This window comes from Pseudopedobacter saltans DSM 12145 (assembly GCF_000190735.1).
Lineage (GTDB): Bacteria > Bacteroidota > Bacteroidia > Sphingobacteriales > Sphingobacteriaceae > Pseudopedobacter > Pseudopedobacter saltans.
Map to the genome: position 1 here is coordinate 2611685 of NC_015177.1, position 15487 is coordinate 2627171.

Genomic DNA, 15487 nt, shown 5'->3' on the forward strand with positions numbered 1-15487 from the left:
TTCACAAATGTGTATATCTTTATTTTGTCTATCTGAACGATATCATTAATTTCAAAAAAAATATTCATGTATTTCATGACTTATAAACAACAACTATCTATTGTATGCGCCAGTATTTCTCTAAGCGCATTGTTATTTTCCTGCAATGGTGTGGAAAGTAAAACTAAGGGTGCTGCCAACTCTTCCGACTCGGCACAAACGGTTAAAAACACGGAGGCTGAAGAAGCTAAAACTACAGAAAGTGTAAGTGCAAATACTTATGCTCCCATAGATTCTGCTAAATACTGGGATGCTGTAAAAAATTTGGCCAACGGAGACACTACAGGTTTATGGCCTGTAATTAAACAGCCTATACCTGCACCGGGTGCAATTTTGCCTTTCAAACGTGTTGTTGTTTATTACGGCAATTTATATTCTAAAAAAATGGGCGCTTTGGGAGAATATCCTCCTAAAGAGATGTGGAGCAGATTAAATAAAGAGGTGAAAGCATGGGAAAAGGCAGATCCTTCAACTCCTGTTCAACCAGGTATCCACTATATCGCCGTAGTAGCACAGGGTGATGGCGGAAAAGACGGTAAATACCGTTTCAGAATGCCTGATAAACAAATTGATTCTGCGCTAACAATTGCCAAAATGCACAACGGTATTGTGTTCCTGGATATACAGGTTTCTTTAAGTACCATACAACAGGAATTGCCTTTGCTGGAAAAATACCTAAAGTTACCTCATGTTCATTTAGGTATAGATCCTGAGTTCTCTATGAAAACCGGACATAAACCGGGGACTAAAATAGGAACATACGATGCAGAAGATATTAACTACTGTACAAGATTCTTACAGAAATTAGTAAAGGATAATAATCTCCCTGCTAAAATATTTGTTGTCCATCGTTTTACTAAAGGTATGGTTACTAATTATAAAAACATTAAACTGGTACCTGAAGTACAAATGGTTATGCATATGGATGGATGGGGCGAGCCTGAATTAAAAAAAGGAACTTATCGTCATTGGATAAGGGAACAGCCTGTACAATTTACCGGATTTAAGCTTTTCTATAAGAATGACTTGAAAAAGGCACCTAACAGACTGATGACTCCGGACGAGCTGATGAAGCTTTCTCCTAAGCCAATTTACATACAGTACCAGTAAACGATAAAATCATTTAATAATGCAGGGCTATCCAGATTGGATAGCCTTTTGTTTTTGTGTGGTGTTATCATAAAAAATCGTTATATTTTGCATTAATAGCAAGTATTAAAATCTATGGAAAAACAACCCCAAAAAAAGACCAACGATCATTTGGCTAATGAGCGTACTTTTCTTGCCTGGATAAGGACAAGCATTGGTATCATGGGCCTCGGCTTCGTTGTTGTCAAATTTTCAATGTTCATCAAGCAGCTAACGTTAATGCTAGGTGGTACTCCGCATTCAGCTCAACACGGTTTTTCATCTTTAATAGGAATTATATTGGTTGCTTTGGGTTCTTTAACAGCCCTGACTGCCTTTTTGAACTATAAAAAGATTCAGAAACAAATAGAACATGAGCAATTCTTCAGTAATAATCCTCTGATTACAGTTATAACATGTGGGCTTATCCTGATTAGTGCTTTATTAATCTGGTATTTAATAGAAAGTACTTAACAAATGAATTTCATTAACTCCTAATAATCTTTTTATCTATAATAAAAAGCCTTAGAACGGATAACCGATAGCCAGATTAAAAACCAAATTATCTCTTCGCCATACCTTAGATCCAAAATCAATTCTATCTATTACCCAACGTTCGCCTTTCGGTAAATAAGGTAATCTAACAGGCATTGCCAAGTCTCCCCTTAGAATCAAAAACGATAAGTCAAGACGAATACCAGCGCCCACTCCTACCGCTATTTCACTTAAGAATTCCTTACTAAATTTTGCTCCAGGCATGTCTTTATTATTATTTTTCAACCAAATATTACCTGCATCTACAAACAAAGCTCCCTCCACAATAGAAAACAGTTTAGACCTGATTTCTGAATTCAGCTCTAGTTTGATATCTCCTGAATAATCTGGCACAAAAGAGTTAGCATTGTCAGGTGCTCTAAAGCTACCCGGACCTATAGACCTTGCTCTAAAAGCCCTAATACTGTTGGTTCCCCCTGAGAAAAATTGCTTTATGTAAGGTAATTCTCTGGAATTTCCATAAGGTAATCCATAACCGATATACAGTCTATTCGCCCACCTGTTTTTAGCATTCAATCTTCTATAGTAACGCAAATCCTGTTCTATTTTCACATATTCGCTATAAGGAACACCCAAAATCGTTGCACTGTCTTTTCTTGAAAACAATCCGACAATAGTTGCCGATAAATCCAGTCCGCCCTTATAATAGAAAGTATTGGTTTTGTTTACCAAACTGGTGTTTGTAAATGTAAATGAATAACTGGGACCAAAAATCAATTGCTTTTCTATAACTCTTTTTAAAGAAGGTATGTTATCCGCTCTTTCAAGATATTCCTGGGTAACATTTGAAGAGTTAACATAAGTGATTTCAGTAACTTTTAATTCGTGTTCTTTATATATATTCTCTTTCCACAAATAACCAAATGATCCCTTAAAAGTCTCCAATGTATACAATTTTATCCTTCTTTGACTTTCGTAACCTAATGTAACTTGTGTTTTGGGAATAAATGCGCTTGAGGAATTTAATTTGAAGGGCGCAATAAACCTTGGAAAAACCAATTTACCATCTACTCCATAGCGGTAAACATTGTATCCTTTATCTTTACCAGCCACCTGTACCTCAAATCCTCCAAATGCACTTATGGTAAGTTGCTCCGCACCTTTTAACAGATTACGGTTTAACCAGTTTACACTTAATTCGGTACCGCGGTAGTTTGCTGAGTTCGTTTTTCCCAACAACTCCAGCCTGATAGACTTTTTCTTGTTGGGAGTTAGATAATAATAAACATCCAGCTTATTTGATATGGAATCTGTTTCCTGAAATTGGTTCTTTACAAACTTAAATGTTCCCAGACTAACCAGACGATTTAAGGAAAGATTATGGTCTGTACGGTTATATTTATCACCGGGTTCGAAAAACATAGTACGTTCAAAAACCTGAGGCTTTATAGTTGTTGTACGTTCCACTACTTTAAACCCTTTATACTCCTTTACATTATTTCTACCTCTGGATAGCGACATTCTATTTGCACTATAACTTGGATAGATATAAATATCATTGATAAAATAAACCTCTTTAGCTTTTTTAGGTGTTTGCGTCTTTACTTCTAAAAGAATATCTACCTGATGTATACTTACAGTACTATCTACCTTGGCGATAATATAGTCTGGAGAAAAGTAGTAAAATCCATTTTCTTTAAGTCTGGCATCTAACCGCTCTCTTTCGGCCTTGATAATATCCAAACTATAGGGATCTCCTACAGTTAATAAGCTTTTGCTTGTATTTTCTCTGATTACCTTTGCTATCTGTGAACTATCTTGCGGAAATACTACCTTCCTGATTTTGTATTGAGGCCCTGGTCTGGAAAGATATTTTGCTGTAACCCTTCTTCCTTTACTCACTGTATCGCCTTCGGTTACTGCTCTAAAAAAGCCCAGGTTTTCTACCCTATTCTGCAACAGGTCGATATTATATTGTACATCTACTTTACTGGCCAGCACCGGAGGTTCACCCAGTTTGGTCCTGAGCCAATGCCTGAATCCTTTTTCCTTTTTCGGTTCTCCTGCCAGATTATATATAAAAAGCTTTGGCCTCAGACCTAAAATAGAGGTATTTGGCTTTGGCCTTACCAAAGACTGCAAGTTTTCTTCGAGTGCTTTTCTTTCTTTACGGTGCAAACTATCATCTTCTACTTTTACTTTGGCACCTATATAAAGTTTTTCGCCTTGGGGCAGATATTTAGTATTACTGCAGGAGGAAACTAAAAAGCCTGACAAGGCCAGTATATAAATTACTTTAAACTTAATCATTGCTCTTCCCTCCTTCTTTCTTGTCTATTTCTTGCGCGTATCTGTCTACGTTCTCGGCGGTCTTCAAAAATTTCTCTAAACTTATTATAATCCATCGTGAGAATAAAACCAAGACCAGTTTCTATAACCTGTCCTTGTAAAGCAACTTCATATTGATTTTTCCTATATGCTCTAAGCATATAACGGCCATCTGCCGACAGCTTATAATCAACAGCAATATCACCCGCTATATTATTTGTTTCTCTGTTTGGCTGATTAGTACCTTCCAGACCAAAATTGCTGCCAACGGTAACCTTTAACCGGTCGTCCAGAAAACGCTTGGTGATTCCCACATTAAGATCTGTTCTGTTTTCTAAACTTCCTGTACTATAGTCTTCACTTGATTCTAAATCAAAATTCAGTTCAACTCCTTCTATAAGATTACCTGCCAGATTGTTCAATTGTTCGGAAAGGATTTTACTAACGCTTTGTCTCACCATCGATTCTACGCCTCCGCCTCCGGCGTCATTTGCAAACGGGTTCTCTCCAACAAACCTGTTTAATAACAGCAGGGCAAAAACCTGCTTATTTAGTTCGGAAGGTTGCTGTCTTAGCTGATCTAATTTGTTTTGTGAATTATTGATAATCTCTGTTGAAACGTTATAGTTTCCATCCGGAAGTTTGATATCAAAAGTTATATCAGGTTTCAATAACTCACCGTCCATATTCAACAATACCTGAAACGGAACTTTTTGCTTATAGGTATTTTTCACAGCTTCCGACTCTTCTACCAATTGATCTTCCAACAGATTTATTGGTGCAGTGTTGGCAACATAAACAGCTGTAATATCTACTATTGCTGACATAGGTTCCCCGGTCCATATGATAGAACTTCCTTTCTGAATGTCAAACTTTCTATTGATAAAATTGAAACTCATTTCGTAACTTCCTTCATTCAACTCATATCTTCCTGTCAAATTTATTTTCCCGGATGGATCTATCCCACCACTCAGTTGGGCGTCTCCCTGTACCTTTACGAAATCGCCATTACCTTTATCTATAATCATGGTTAATATGGCTTCCTTATCGATCTCGATATTTACTGATACATCCATACCCGTAAGCTGCGTATTTTGCAAAGTATCAGGAACAACAAAGACCTTATCCAGATCCATATTGTCCTGGTCTATAAATTCTACTATACCCTCCCGTTCTGCAATATTTGGATCTGATGTTGGCAATACTACCGTAAACTGAGTTCCTTTGTTAACTTTCAGAGTCCCATCCACTACCGGACTTCCCATATTGCCCGTGATTTTTAAACGAGTGTCAATAAATAAATCTCCATAAAACAGATCGTTATCTTTTGCAGTAGAACTGACAACTTTGAAATTGCTGGTATTAATCGTGAGGTCAAACTTAAAATCAGTATAAGTTTTGGTTAACACCTTACCGTTAACAGTAATAGCATTATTGGTCGAGTCTGTTAACTTAAACCTGTTAAATACAACCCCTTCATCTGTAAAATCGATTTTATCATTAAGTGATTTGAAATGAGTATTGGTTTTTGTAAGCGTAAATGCTCCGTCATTAAATTTAAGTTCTCCTAAAACCTTTGGTGCAGTTGTTGTTCCGGATATTTTAAAATCTCCCGATAAATAACCTCCGGAATTTTTCATATTTCCAAAAGAGAACCCCTGGATACTAGCTAAATTGAGTCTTTGGATTACCAGCGCCATATCCATAGTAGAATTAGCTGTCGAATAAGTTCCGTTTAAGTTAGCCTGATTTCCATTTCCAGTTATAGCAACATCTGCTGTAAATGTATTAGCCTGTTTATTATCTACCTTAACTTCTATATTGCCCAATGTGTCTCCCCGGAAATTAAAATCAGAAATCCGAACGTCAGATGTAAAAACCATCTTGCTGCTTAAGTCGGTTAACAATACATTCCCATTTATCACACCGCCTATTTTCAGCGAATCCTGATCTATAATTGCAGTTAAGGTCTCTATATTAAATTTTTTAAAATCTACCCTAAGTGGTGAATCTTCAGTATTTCCCTTAGATTCAATTGCTATTTCCTGCCCTTTATTACTTAAAATAAAATCGGTGGCAAAAACACCTTTTCCAAATTCTATTCTGTTATTCTCAGGCACTTCCCATAAATCGTAGTTCAGCTTAAGATTTTTCGGATCTAATTTGATGATGGTATTATTATTCTTTGCTTCCACATTTCCAGCTATTAAATAGCGCTCTTTATTCTTCTTATCCTGAACAGACAATCTGTAATCAACAATATTGTTTTGTACTCCACCCGTTAAACTTGTCTTTGGTAAAATAATCGAGCCGCTCTTTATTTCATCAACTAACACGCTATATTTTATAGTTTGATTTTGCGTGTTTACTTTAAGCACTCCATTTTCGATGACATTACTTCCGTAGATAACTCTCGGGATCTTTCCATCTATCTTAATAGAATCACCTTCGCTATTGTAACGCCCGTTGATAGTAACCGGATCTAATTTTTTCAAGTCGGGTACGAATTGGAACAGGAAAGGATGCCCATTAAGCTGTGCCGAAAAATCGAAGTACTGTTTTCCAACTACCTTTTTTTGTTGGGTCGGATTGGTATCATAATATTTGGCTATGCTATTCGAAAGTGCATTAGCAAGTTCTGTTAACTTATATTTCCCATTAATTTTTGCTCTTAAAAATGGAGAGGCCAATAATACGGCATTGCTGGTATCATCGGCTTTAGCTCTCACATAAATGGAATCCAGAATAAACTTTTCTTTTTCCTGGGCAACCAGTATTTTGTTCAAAATAATTCTTCCATTAAGATGATCCGGATCTGCAGTTTCTATATCGGCATTCATATTCATTCTTAGCCTTAGACTACCGGCATATAGATTCAATTTATTGAAGTCGGCACTATCTAAAACCATGTTCATCTTAACAGACTGATATTTGCCTTTGAAACTTCCCGATGCGTTTAAGTTAAAATCCAGATTAGGATCATCCATATTTGCTTTGGCCTCAAAAAGTCCGTTTTTTATATTACCATCTAATTTTAAATCCTTATAGACATATCGGTTATAAACAGCACTATTTAGTATTGCACTCACTTTAGCATTCGCTGTTTTTGGATCTAAACCCACACCTTCCACATTGGCGACAAGCGAAACTTTACCTATCGAATCATTCTTTATGAATTTACCGACATCTAAACCTTGAGCAACAGCATACGCTTTATATCGTTCTTTATTTTTTACCCTTTGGTCGAAATTGGCCTTTAACTTCGCATTTCCATAACTGGTAACAACATTTAAGTCGGTAATGAAGTTATTGATAGCTCCTTTAAACGTTCCTTTCAGATTAATATAATTGGGTAAACTAATATTTTTCGGGATTGTGTTTGGAGGCACAAATCCATATAGGTCTTTAGCCGAGGATTGAAAGTTCTTGATACGCAAATCGAAATTGGCTTTATCTACATCTGGTAAACCTGTAATACGTCCACTTGCCGCAATTTTTGTAGTCCCTATCCCACTTATTTCTAAACTTGGAATCCTAAGATCTTTTACCTTACCTGTAACCCTACTGTTGATTTTTAAAATCACATTGGGATTTGATTTGAACGGATTGGTATTGGCTAAATCTGGCACCAACAACAATACATCTTTGAAACCCAATTGGCTACCTTTCAAAGAAGCTTCTATGCCCAGTTCTCCAATATTTTTAGATATCGAAGTGATGGAAGGATAAGTTATTTTAACATCGTCCTTTAATAGAGTTTTTGGGGTTTTCAGATACAGCCCCTTTAAATACGCCATCTTTGGCCCATAAAAAAAGTCTGCCTTTAAATCTTCAATTTTTAGACCGCTTTTATCTTCCGCATTGAAAGAGAGTATATTTCCTGAGATGGTATCGGTGCTGTAATAAAAGTCTTTGGCCTTAAGATTCATCCCACTTAAGGACATGTGCATATAATCTATGCCTTTGGTTACGGGCTTCGAGTTCAGGTCATCAAACCTGAAATTGATATTGGAAAAATCGGCATTACTTAAAATTGCCCTCCAATTGGTATTGCCTATAGTATCTTTTGGTACTTCTACAGTTTTATTTTTAAGGATTTTACCCAATACTAAATTTCCATTCAGATCCTTAACTAGGATATCACGGATATCGATAACCTGCCCATCTAAATCTATTTTATTGAAAGAGATGAGCAGCTTTCCCAAATCTAAACTGGTATTTAATTTTGTTCCTTCATTATCAAAGCCTATCCTAATTTTAGAAAAATCAAGCTCTCCCAAATTTAGTTTTAGAATAGGACTATTAGCTGCTTCGTTTACAGCCTTCGATGATTTTTGAACAATTTCTCCTACAATACCTTGCTTGAGATTCAGATTCAGATCGCTCATAGTTATTTTTGGAACATCAAAATCCAAATGGTCTAAATCGAATTTCTTAATTCTGGTATCAAAATGGCCTACATAAAAATTCAGGGCATTTTTACTTATCGCATCATCGAATTTTATCTTTACCCTATCCAGCTTAATTTTGTCGATCGAAAACTTCATGGTAGAAGTAGTATCTTCTGGTTTAGGTTCCTTTTTCTGTTCGGAAGCAAAGGCTTTTATAATATAATCGAAATTAAATACAGAATCCTGGTTTCTCACTACGTTGGCAGTTATGCCCTTTAAATCGATTTCGTTAATCTCAACCTGGTTTTTCAGCAATTTAAATAAACTAATGTCTACACCTATTCTTTCGCCAGCTAATAGTGTGTCCTGTTCCTGACTTTCGAAATAAACACCGCTTAAAACCAACTTTTTGGGAAGTCCCAATTGCAATCGGTCTATTCTTACCGGAGTTTTTATTTTAGATTCTAAGTAACTTACTACCTTATTTTTTGCAAAGTTTTGGACAGCCGGAAGCTGCAACAATATAATAATTGCCAATATAAGTCCAACGATACCCCCAACGATCCAAGCTATTATCTTTAAGCTTATTTTCAGATATTTATTCAAGTGTATAAGTTTCTATTTATAAGTATTCTGTCCTTTATATAATACAATCGTATTATGGTTTAGTTTATATATTTAATATCAATAAATATCGGTTGTATTGCGAACAAACTTTATTCCAGTTTGTCATTTTAACATCTTATAATAAGTATCTATACCCAAATCAACACAAACTATTTGTGGCAAATCATTTGCAACCGTATATTTGAATAAAAAATCGAAACTTTTAAATAAGAATATATTATGGCTTTAGAAATTACCGATGCTAATTTCGAGGAATTAGTATTAAAATCAGATAAACCAGTGTTGGTAGATTTTTGGGCAGAATGGTGCGGACCTTGTCGCATGGTTGGTCCTGTTGTTGAAGAATTAGCAAAAGAATACGAAGGAAAAGCTGTTGTAGGAAAAGTAAATGTTGACCACAACTCTGAAATTTCAGCTAAGTTTGGTATCAGAAACATCCCTACTTTACTGGTTTTCAAAAATGGAGAAATTGTTGACAAACAAGTTGGCGCTGTGCCTAAATCAATATTAGCAGGCAAATTAGATAACCAATTAGGTTAATTATAATACTACTACAGATAAAAAAAGCTACATAAATTTATGTAGCTTTTTTTATTATTTGGATATTCCTGCCTGCAAGTACTTATCTTTGCCTGCTATTAAAATCAGATACGACAAGTTGTAACATCTACAGATAAACCTAGGTCATATTACCTTTAAGATAATTTTATGCAAGCTAAGGCAAATACATCATTTACGGGATACGAGAAATTGGTCATTTTTATTCTGGCCATCAGTCAGTTCACCGTTATTTTAGACTTTATGGTAATGTCTCCTTTAGGAGATTTACTTATCAAATCCATGGATATAGGAGCTTCCTCTTTTGGAGTTGTCGTATCCGCTTATGCTTTTAGCGCTGGAATATCTGGAATGTTAACCGCGGGTTTTGCAGATAAATATGACAGAAAAAAACTTCTCTTGTTTTTCTATTCCGGTTTCATTATAGGAACGATTTTCTGCGGGATAGCCAATAGCTTTTATACGCTGGTAGCTGCAAGAATTATTACCGGTCTTTTTGGAGGTGTTATTGGTTCCATATCTATGGCTATTATAACCGACCTTTTTGCTTTGGAAAAAAGAGGTCGTGTAATGGGATTCGTTCAAATGGGCTTTGGGGCAAGTCAAGTTCTTGGAATTCCCATCGGCTTATATATCGCTAATAAACTTGGCTGGGAGGCTCCCTTCTTATTTATCGCAGGTTTTGCTATTTTAATTGCTGTTTTGATCGCTTTACGCCTGAAACCTGTCACCTCCCATTTAGTGCTTCAGACACACAGTCAAAACGCTTTTAAGCACCTTACAAACACATTGAAAAAATCCAGTTACAGAATAGGTTTTCTAACAACTGCTGTTTTATCTGTCGGCGGCTTTATGATGATGCCATATGGAACCGTATTCGCCGTGAATAATCTGCAAATAAGTCACGAGCAGTTACCGTTTTTATTTATGGCCTCGGGCTTAAGTTCGCTTGTAATTATGCCTTTGATTGGTAAACTGAGTGATAGACTAGATAAAAACAAATTGTTTGCCGTAGCTACAGTGTGGCTAATGATTGTTTGTATAATATACACGAATTTATCTGCCACGCCATTTCTACTTGTGTTATGTATTAACATCTTAATGATGATTGGAATTATGAGCCGCATGGTTCCCTCCACGGCATTGATTTCTGCTGTTCCGGAGATGCAGGACAGAGGTGCTTTCATGAGCATTAACGCTTCTTTACAACAGGTTTCGGGAGGAATTGCAGCGGTTATCGCCGGTTTAATAGTATATCAATACGATAAAAACAGTCCTTTAGAGCATTATAACATTGTAGGATATACAGTCGTGGCAGTATCTGCAATCTCCATTTTTTTAATGACAAGAGTTAATAAATCTATTCTGGCAAAAAACAAAAAAGTAAATATTGAAACTGAACAACAAGCGTTTGAAGCGTAAAACAACCGATCTTTAGTCAATTATTTTTTTTAAAAGGTTTTATTGATTTTATTAGGATACTTTAGTTGAAAGTATATCTTTGTGTTAAATATTTAGAGAACGGAATGAACAGAAATCTTTTAAAGATTGCTAAAGCAGCGAGCGGATTCGCTTTAGCCCTAACTATAGTAAGTTGTAACAGTGGAGAAAAAGGAACAACTAAAGAAGCAGGTAGCCAGACTAAAATAGAGAAAAGAGAAACGGAACAAATAGTATATGTAAACTCTGATTCTTTATTAAATAACTACGAGTATTTTAAATCTTTAAAAGAAAAATTCGAGGCGAAGTCTAAAAAGGCCGAAGCAGAATTAAAAAACAAAGGTGCTGCTTTCCAAAGAGAAGTTGCCGCTTATCAACAAAGTGCTCAGACAATGAGTGCGGATCAAAGAGCTCAAACCGAAGAAAGACTAGCAAGAAAACAACAGGAATTACAAACTTATCAGCAAAATGCAGGTTCTGCTTTAGCGCATGAAGAAGCTGCGGAAAATGAAAAACTGTATGATAAAGTTGCAGACTATTTAAAAAAGCATGCTAAAGAAAAAGGTTATAAAATGGTATTAACCTATTCTAAAGGTAACAGTGCTATTCTATTTGCTGATGATAATTTAGATGTTACTAAAGACGTTATCAAGGGATTAAATGAAGAATATAAAAAAGAACAAAAATAATTTTAAAAAGTGATCTAAAAAGCCTGCCAGTATCCTGTCAGGCTTTTTTGTTTTGAAAATATTGGTAACATAGTGAGAGGATTTGCAACCGGATTCACTAAATTGTTTGTTATTTTTTATTTTTACTTACGTACAGCATGCTTAACAAAGAACAACGGGAATTTATGAATCTGGCGATCGAAAAAGCCAGCGAAAATGTAAAAACAGGTAAAGGAGGGCCTTTTGGATCTGTTATAGTAAAAAATGGGAAGATTATTTCTGCAACGGGAAATACAGTAAACAAAACCTGTGATCCTACTGCACACGCTGAAATAGCTGCCATAAGATTAGCCTGTCAGGAGCTTAAAAGTGTCACTTTGGAAGGCTGTGAAATTTATGCAAGCTGTGAACCTTGCCCCATGTGCTTAAGTGCTATTTATTGGGCAAAAATAGATAAACTTTACTATGCAGCCACCAAAGAAGATGCATCGGAAGCAGGCTTTGATGACACATTTCTTTATAAGGAAATCTCTTTAGATCCAAACAAAAGGTCTTTAAATACAGTGCATGATATGCATGAAGAGGCTTTAATCAGTTTCAAACTTTGGAAGGACAAAAATAAAAGAGTAGTTTAATTTGGAATTCTTTTATAAGAAAAGATAAAAAAACAGAGCCTGGTATATAACAAGGCTCTGTTACTTGAAACAAATCTGATTATTCGTCATCATCTCCCCAAAAAGAATCTGACTGTTTTAAATTATCAATTTCTCGCCTGTCCTTTTTAGTAGGTCTTCCTGTACCTCGATCTCTAACCAGTGCAGGAGCGTGGAATACAGACTTAAATTTATAAGTATCTTCTTCTGGTGTTATATCTTCATAGTATAAAATGGCCTTTTTTGCATCTACGCGATTATATAAAAGCCCCGTTACTTTAACTACTTTCTTTTCTATTCCTTTAGATACCTGGAACTCGTCCCCTATCTTAACCTCGTAACTTGGTTTTATATTGGTACCTCCTTTTTTTACCCTCCCGGCTTTACAAGCTTCTGTAGCTAAAGTTCGGGTTTTAAAAACCCTTATACACCACAAATACTTATCTATCCTTAATTTCTCTTCCATAATTACCTCAAAGTTCATATAATTTGTCAAAAAAATTTTAATTTGCAGCAAAAATTTTCGATATGATTTCCACATTAAAAAAAGCCATAGAAGAAGCCTGGGAAGACAGAAACTTAATAAACTTTAAAGAATACCGTAACGCAATCGAATCCGTAATACAACTTTTAGACCGTGGAGAGTTGAGAACAGCCGAACCTATTTTAGGCGACTGGGCCGTAAACGACTGGGTGAAGAAAGCTGTTATTCTTTACTTTCCAATTCGCGAAATGGAAAAAATAGAAGTTGGACCTTTCGTATTTCATGACAAAATGAAATTGAAAACCGACTACAAAGAAAGAGGTGTTAGAGTAGTACCTCATGGTCTTGCGAGATACGGTGCTTATTTAGCAAGCGGTGTAATTTTGATGCCATCTTATGTAAATATTGGTGCGTATGTAGACGAAGGTACAATGGTTGATACCTGGGCTACGGTTGGTTCTTGTGCACAAATAGGTAAAAGAGTACACCTGAGCGGCGGAGTTGGCATTGGTGGTGTTTTAGAGCCGGTACAAGCTGCACCTGTAATTATAGAAGATGATTGTTTTATCGGATCAAGAGCAATCGTTGTGGAAGGTGTTAGAGTTGGAAAAGAAGCCGTATTAGGCGCAAACGTTGTTTTAACAGCATCAACAAAAATCATCGATGTAAGCGGTCCTGAGCCTGTAGAACATAAAATGTATGTTCCTGAACGCTCTGTAGTAATTCCGGGAAGCTATACCAAAAAATTCCCTGCAGGAGAATACCAGGTTCCATGTGCATTGATTATTGGCCAAAGAAAAGAGTCTACTGATAAAAAAACGTCATTAAATGATGCTTTAAGAGACCACAATGTGGCAATCTAAAATATAAGACACCTACTTTTTTGAAGCGAACTATGTTTATAGTTCGCTTCTTTAATTATATATATTTGCAAAATATTGAAAATAAAGAGATGAATATCGGATTTGAAGCTAAAAGAGTTTTCAGAAATTTCACCGGGCTGGGAAATTATAGCAGGGCTGTAGTGAAAGCATTATCAGAAAACTATCCCGACAATCGATATTTTCTTTATACCCCCGACAATAAAGGCTCACTAAATACAAGCCTAAACTTAAAAGCTCCGAATATTTCAATTGTAACTGCACCTGTAAAAGCCCTAAAAGCAATTTGGAGGGTGTTACAGATTAACAAAAATCTTAAAGAAGACAAAATTGATCTGTTTCATGGCTTAAGCAACGAGCTTCCTCTAAATATAAGAAAGTCCAAAGTTCCGGCCGTTGTCACCATTCACGATTTAATTTTCATCAGATACCCTCAATATTTTAAGCTCATTGACAGGAATATCTACAAATATAAATTCCGAAAGGCCTGTATAAATGCCAATAGAATAATTGCAATCAGCGAGCAAACTAAAAGAGATATTATACATTTCTTTAAAATCGACCCTCATAAGATCGATATCGTTTACCAGGGTTGCGATCCTGTGTTTTCAATCCCAACTGTCAGGGAAGATCTGCAGATAATAAAACACAAATACAGTTTACCCGATAGCTTTTTATTGTGCGTAGGTACCATTGAGCAGAGAAAAAATCAACTATTGATATTACAGGCGTTAAACCAGATACCTGAAGATATCAAATTAGTGTTAGTTGGTAAGCCAACAGCTTATAAAACTGAATTAACAACGTATATTCAAACCTATAATCTTGAAAACAGGGTACATTTTTTAGAAAAAGTTCCTTTTCAGGATTTACCTTTGATTTATCAATTGGCAAATATTTTTGTGTATCCCTCGAGATTCGAAGGTTTCGGCATTCCTCTGCTCGAGGCCATTTCTGCTGGGGTTCCTGCTATTGGTGCCACAGGATCTTGTCTGGAAGAAGCTGGTGGCCCCGACAGTCTCTACACCTATCCTGATAACCATAATGAACTGGCCAAATATATAAACATGGTTTTACAATCGGACGAGCTAAGACAAAAAATGATTGAAAAGGGCCTTCAATACGCTAGCAAATTCAGTGAAGAAAATATTGCTCGAAATTTGATGAATGTATATAAAAAGACATTAGAAAATGCTTAAAGACGAAATAAATAAAGCACTGGAAGTTCTAAAGAACGGAGGCTTAATTCTATATCCTACCGATACAATTTGGGGAATCGGTTGCGATGCAACCAATCCGGAAGCAGTTGCAAAAGTGTATGCTTTAAAACAAAGAACAGAGAGCAAAAGTCTTATTATCTTACTGGACACCGACAATAAATTAGTAAGCTATGCTAATGATATCCCCGATGTTGCTTACGATTTGATTGAATATGCGGAAAACCCCATGACTATTATTTTTTCGAATGCCAAGAATCTGGCACCGAATGTAATCAACGAAGACGGTAGTGTGGGCATAAGAGTAACGTCGCACCAATTCTGTAAAGAATTAATTCAACGTTTCCGAAAACCTATAGTTTCAACTTCGGCAAATGTAAGCGGTAACCCCTCCCCTAAAAATTTTTCTTATATAGATCAGGAGATAAAAGATGGAGTAGATTATATTGTTAATCTGGAACAGGAAGACAGCATAGAGAAAAAGCCTTCTACAATTATTAAATTAGAACCAGACGGGAAATTTGCTTTTATCAGAAAATAATTTACGATTTTTGCACCGTGACACCATCCCTTTTGCA

General features: G+C 35.9%; 12 protein-coding genes. 9 read left to right on the forward strand and 3 right to left on the reverse strand.

Annotation, left to right across the window (positions count from 1 at the left end; genetic code table 11):
• Positions 1 to 66 precede the first annotated feature (66 nt).
• Positions 67 to 1149 carry a hypothetical protein gene (locus PEDSA_RS11215; RefSeq protein WP_013633282.1) on the forward strand — a complete coding sequence of 361 codons (1083 nt, stop codon included), beginning with the start codon at positions 67 to 69 and terminating at the stop codon, positions 1147 to 1149.
• Positions 1150 to 1263: 114 nt separating this feature from the next.
• Entirely contained in the window at positions 1264 to 1641 is a 378-nt protein-coding gene (locus PEDSA_RS11220; protein WP_013633283.1) for a YidH family protein, read from the forward strand.
• Between the two features lie 51 nt (positions 1642 to 1692).
• Here PEDSA_RS11220 and tamL read toward each other — a convergent pair whose 3' ends face one another.
• Together tamL and PEDSA_RS11230 are read right to left on the reverse strand one after the other, a co-directional pair.
• Positions 1693 to 3972 (reverse strand): translocation and assembly module lipoprotein TamL, encoded by a 2280-nt coding sequence (gene tamL / locus PEDSA_RS11225; RefSeq protein ID WP_013633284.1) that lies wholly within the window; start codon positions 3970 to 3972, stop codon positions 1693 to 1695.
• Positions 3969 to 8987 carry a translocation/assembly module TamB domain-containing protein gene (locus PEDSA_RS11230; protein WP_013633285.1) on the reverse strand — a complete coding sequence of 1673 codons (5019 nt, stop codon included), beginning with the start codon at positions 8985 to 8987 and terminating at the stop codon, positions 3969 to 3971. Before PEDSA_RS11230 ends, tamL begins: the two co-directional genes overlap by 4 nt.
• Before the next feature lie 240 nt (positions 8988 to 9227).
• Between PEDSA_RS11230 and trxA the strand changes: the two genes are divergently transcribed.
• From trxA to PEDSA_RS11250, 4 genes are all read left to right on the forward strand, one after another.
• Positions 9228 to 9548: a thioredoxin gene (trxA, locus tag PEDSA_RS11235; RefSeq protein WP_013633286.1), complete on the forward strand. Its 321-nt coding sequence runs from the start codon at positions 9228 to 9230 to the stop codon at positions 9546 to 9548.
• A 168-nt stretch (positions 9549 to 9716) separates the two neighbouring features.
• Entirely contained in the window at positions 9717 to 10988 is a 1272-nt protein-coding gene (locus PEDSA_RS11240; protein ID WP_013633287.1) for an MFS transporter, read from the forward strand.
• A 104-nt stretch (positions 10989 to 11092) separates the two neighbouring features.
• Positions 11093 to 11695, forward strand: coding sequence for an OmpH family outer membrane protein (locus tag PEDSA_RS11245; protein ID WP_013633288.1), 603 nt, complete (start codon positions 11093 to 11095; stop codon positions 11693 to 11695).
• 137 nt (positions 11696 to 11832) lie between these two features.
• Entirely contained in the window at positions 11833 to 12309 is a 477-nt protein-coding gene (locus PEDSA_RS11250; protein ID WP_013633289.1) for a nucleoside deaminase, read from the forward strand.
• A 79-nt stretch (positions 12310 to 12388) separates the two neighbouring features.
• On the opposite strand, the gene PEDSA_RS11255 is transcribed toward PEDSA_RS11250, so the two are convergent.
• Complete coding sequence (locus tag PEDSA_RS11255; RefSeq protein WP_013633290.1) at positions 12389 to 12811, reverse strand: RNA-binding S4 domain-containing protein; 423 nt, start codon at positions 12809 to 12811, stop codon at positions 12389 to 12391.
• A gap of 44 nt (positions 12812 to 12855) precedes the next feature.
• Here PEDSA_RS11255 and PEDSA_RS11260 point away from each other — a divergent pair, with 44 nt between their 5' ends.
• The 3 genes from PEDSA_RS11260 to PEDSA_RS11270 all read left to right on the forward strand — a co-directional run bounded on the left by PEDSA_RS11260 (position 12856) and on the right by PEDSA_RS11270 (position 15450).
• Positions 12856 to 13674: a 2,3,4,5-tetrahydropyridine-2,6-dicarboxylate N-succinyltransferase gene (locus PEDSA_RS11260; RefSeq protein WP_013633291.1), complete on the forward strand. Its 819-nt coding sequence runs from the start codon at positions 12856 to 12858 to the stop codon at positions 13672 to 13674.
• Between the two features lie 89 nt (positions 13675 to 13763).
• Positions 13764 to 14891, forward strand: a complete 1128-nt coding sequence (locus PEDSA_RS11265) for a glycosyltransferase family 4 protein (RefSeq protein ID WP_013633292.1) — start codon at positions 13764 to 13766, stop codon at positions 14889 to 14891.
• Complete coding sequence (locus tag PEDSA_RS11270) at positions 14884 to 15450, forward strand: L-threonylcarbamoyladenylate synthase (protein ID WP_013633293.1); 567 nt, start codon at positions 14884 to 14886, stop codon at positions 15448 to 15450. The genes PEDSA_RS11265 and PEDSA_RS11270 overlap by 8 nt, the downstream gene beginning before the upstream one ends.
• Positions 15451 to 15487: the final 37 nt, after the last annotated feature.

What these genes read in the sequence shown, in the direction of transcription:
- PEDSA_RS11255 (WP_013633290.1), bottom strand. Translation starts at nt 12,811, where the DNA reads ATGAACTTTGAGGTAATTATGGAAGAGAAATTAAGGATAGATAAGTAT.
- PEDSA_RS11250 (WP_013633289.1), top strand. Translation starts at nt 11,833, where the DNA reads ATGCTTAACAAAGAACAACGGGAATTTATGAATCTGGCGATCGAAAAA.
- PEDSA_RS11260 (WP_013633291.1), top strand. Translation starts at nt 12,856, where the DNA reads ATGATTTCCACATTAAAAAAAGCCATAGAAGAAGCCTGGGAAGACAGA.
- PEDSA_RS11265 (WP_013633292.1), top strand. Translation starts at nt 13,764, where the DNA reads ATGAATATCGGATTTGAAGCTAAAAGAGTTTTCAGAAATTTCACCGGG.
- PEDSA_RS11220 (WP_013633283.1), top strand. Translation starts at nt 1,264, where the DNA reads ATGGAAAAACAACCCCAAAAAAAGACCAACGATCATTTGGCTAATGAG.
- PEDSA_RS11245 (WP_013633288.1), top strand. Translation starts at nt 11,093, where the DNA reads ATGAACAGAAATCTTTTAAAGATTGCTAAAGCAGCGAGCGGATTCGCT.
- tamL (WP_013633284.1), bottom strand. Translation starts at nt 3,972, where the DNA reads ATGATTAAGTTTAAAGTAATTTATATACTGGCCTTGTCAGGCTTTTTA.
- PEDSA_RS11240 (WP_013633287.1), top strand. Translation starts at nt 9,717, where the DNA reads ATGCAAGCTAAGGCAAATACATCATTTACGGGATACGAGAAATTGGTC.
- PEDSA_RS11215 (WP_013633282.1), top strand. Translation starts at nt 67, where the DNA reads ATGTATTTCATGACTTATAAACAACAACTATCTATTGTATGCGCCAGT.
- trxA (WP_013633286.1), top strand. Translation starts at nt 9,228, where the DNA reads ATGGCTTTAGAAATTACCGATGCTAATTTCGAGGAATTAGTATTAAAA.
- PEDSA_RS11270 (WP_013633293.1), top strand. Translation starts at nt 14,884, where the DNA reads ATGCTTAAAGACGAAATAAATAAAGCACTGGAAGTTCTAAAGAACGGA.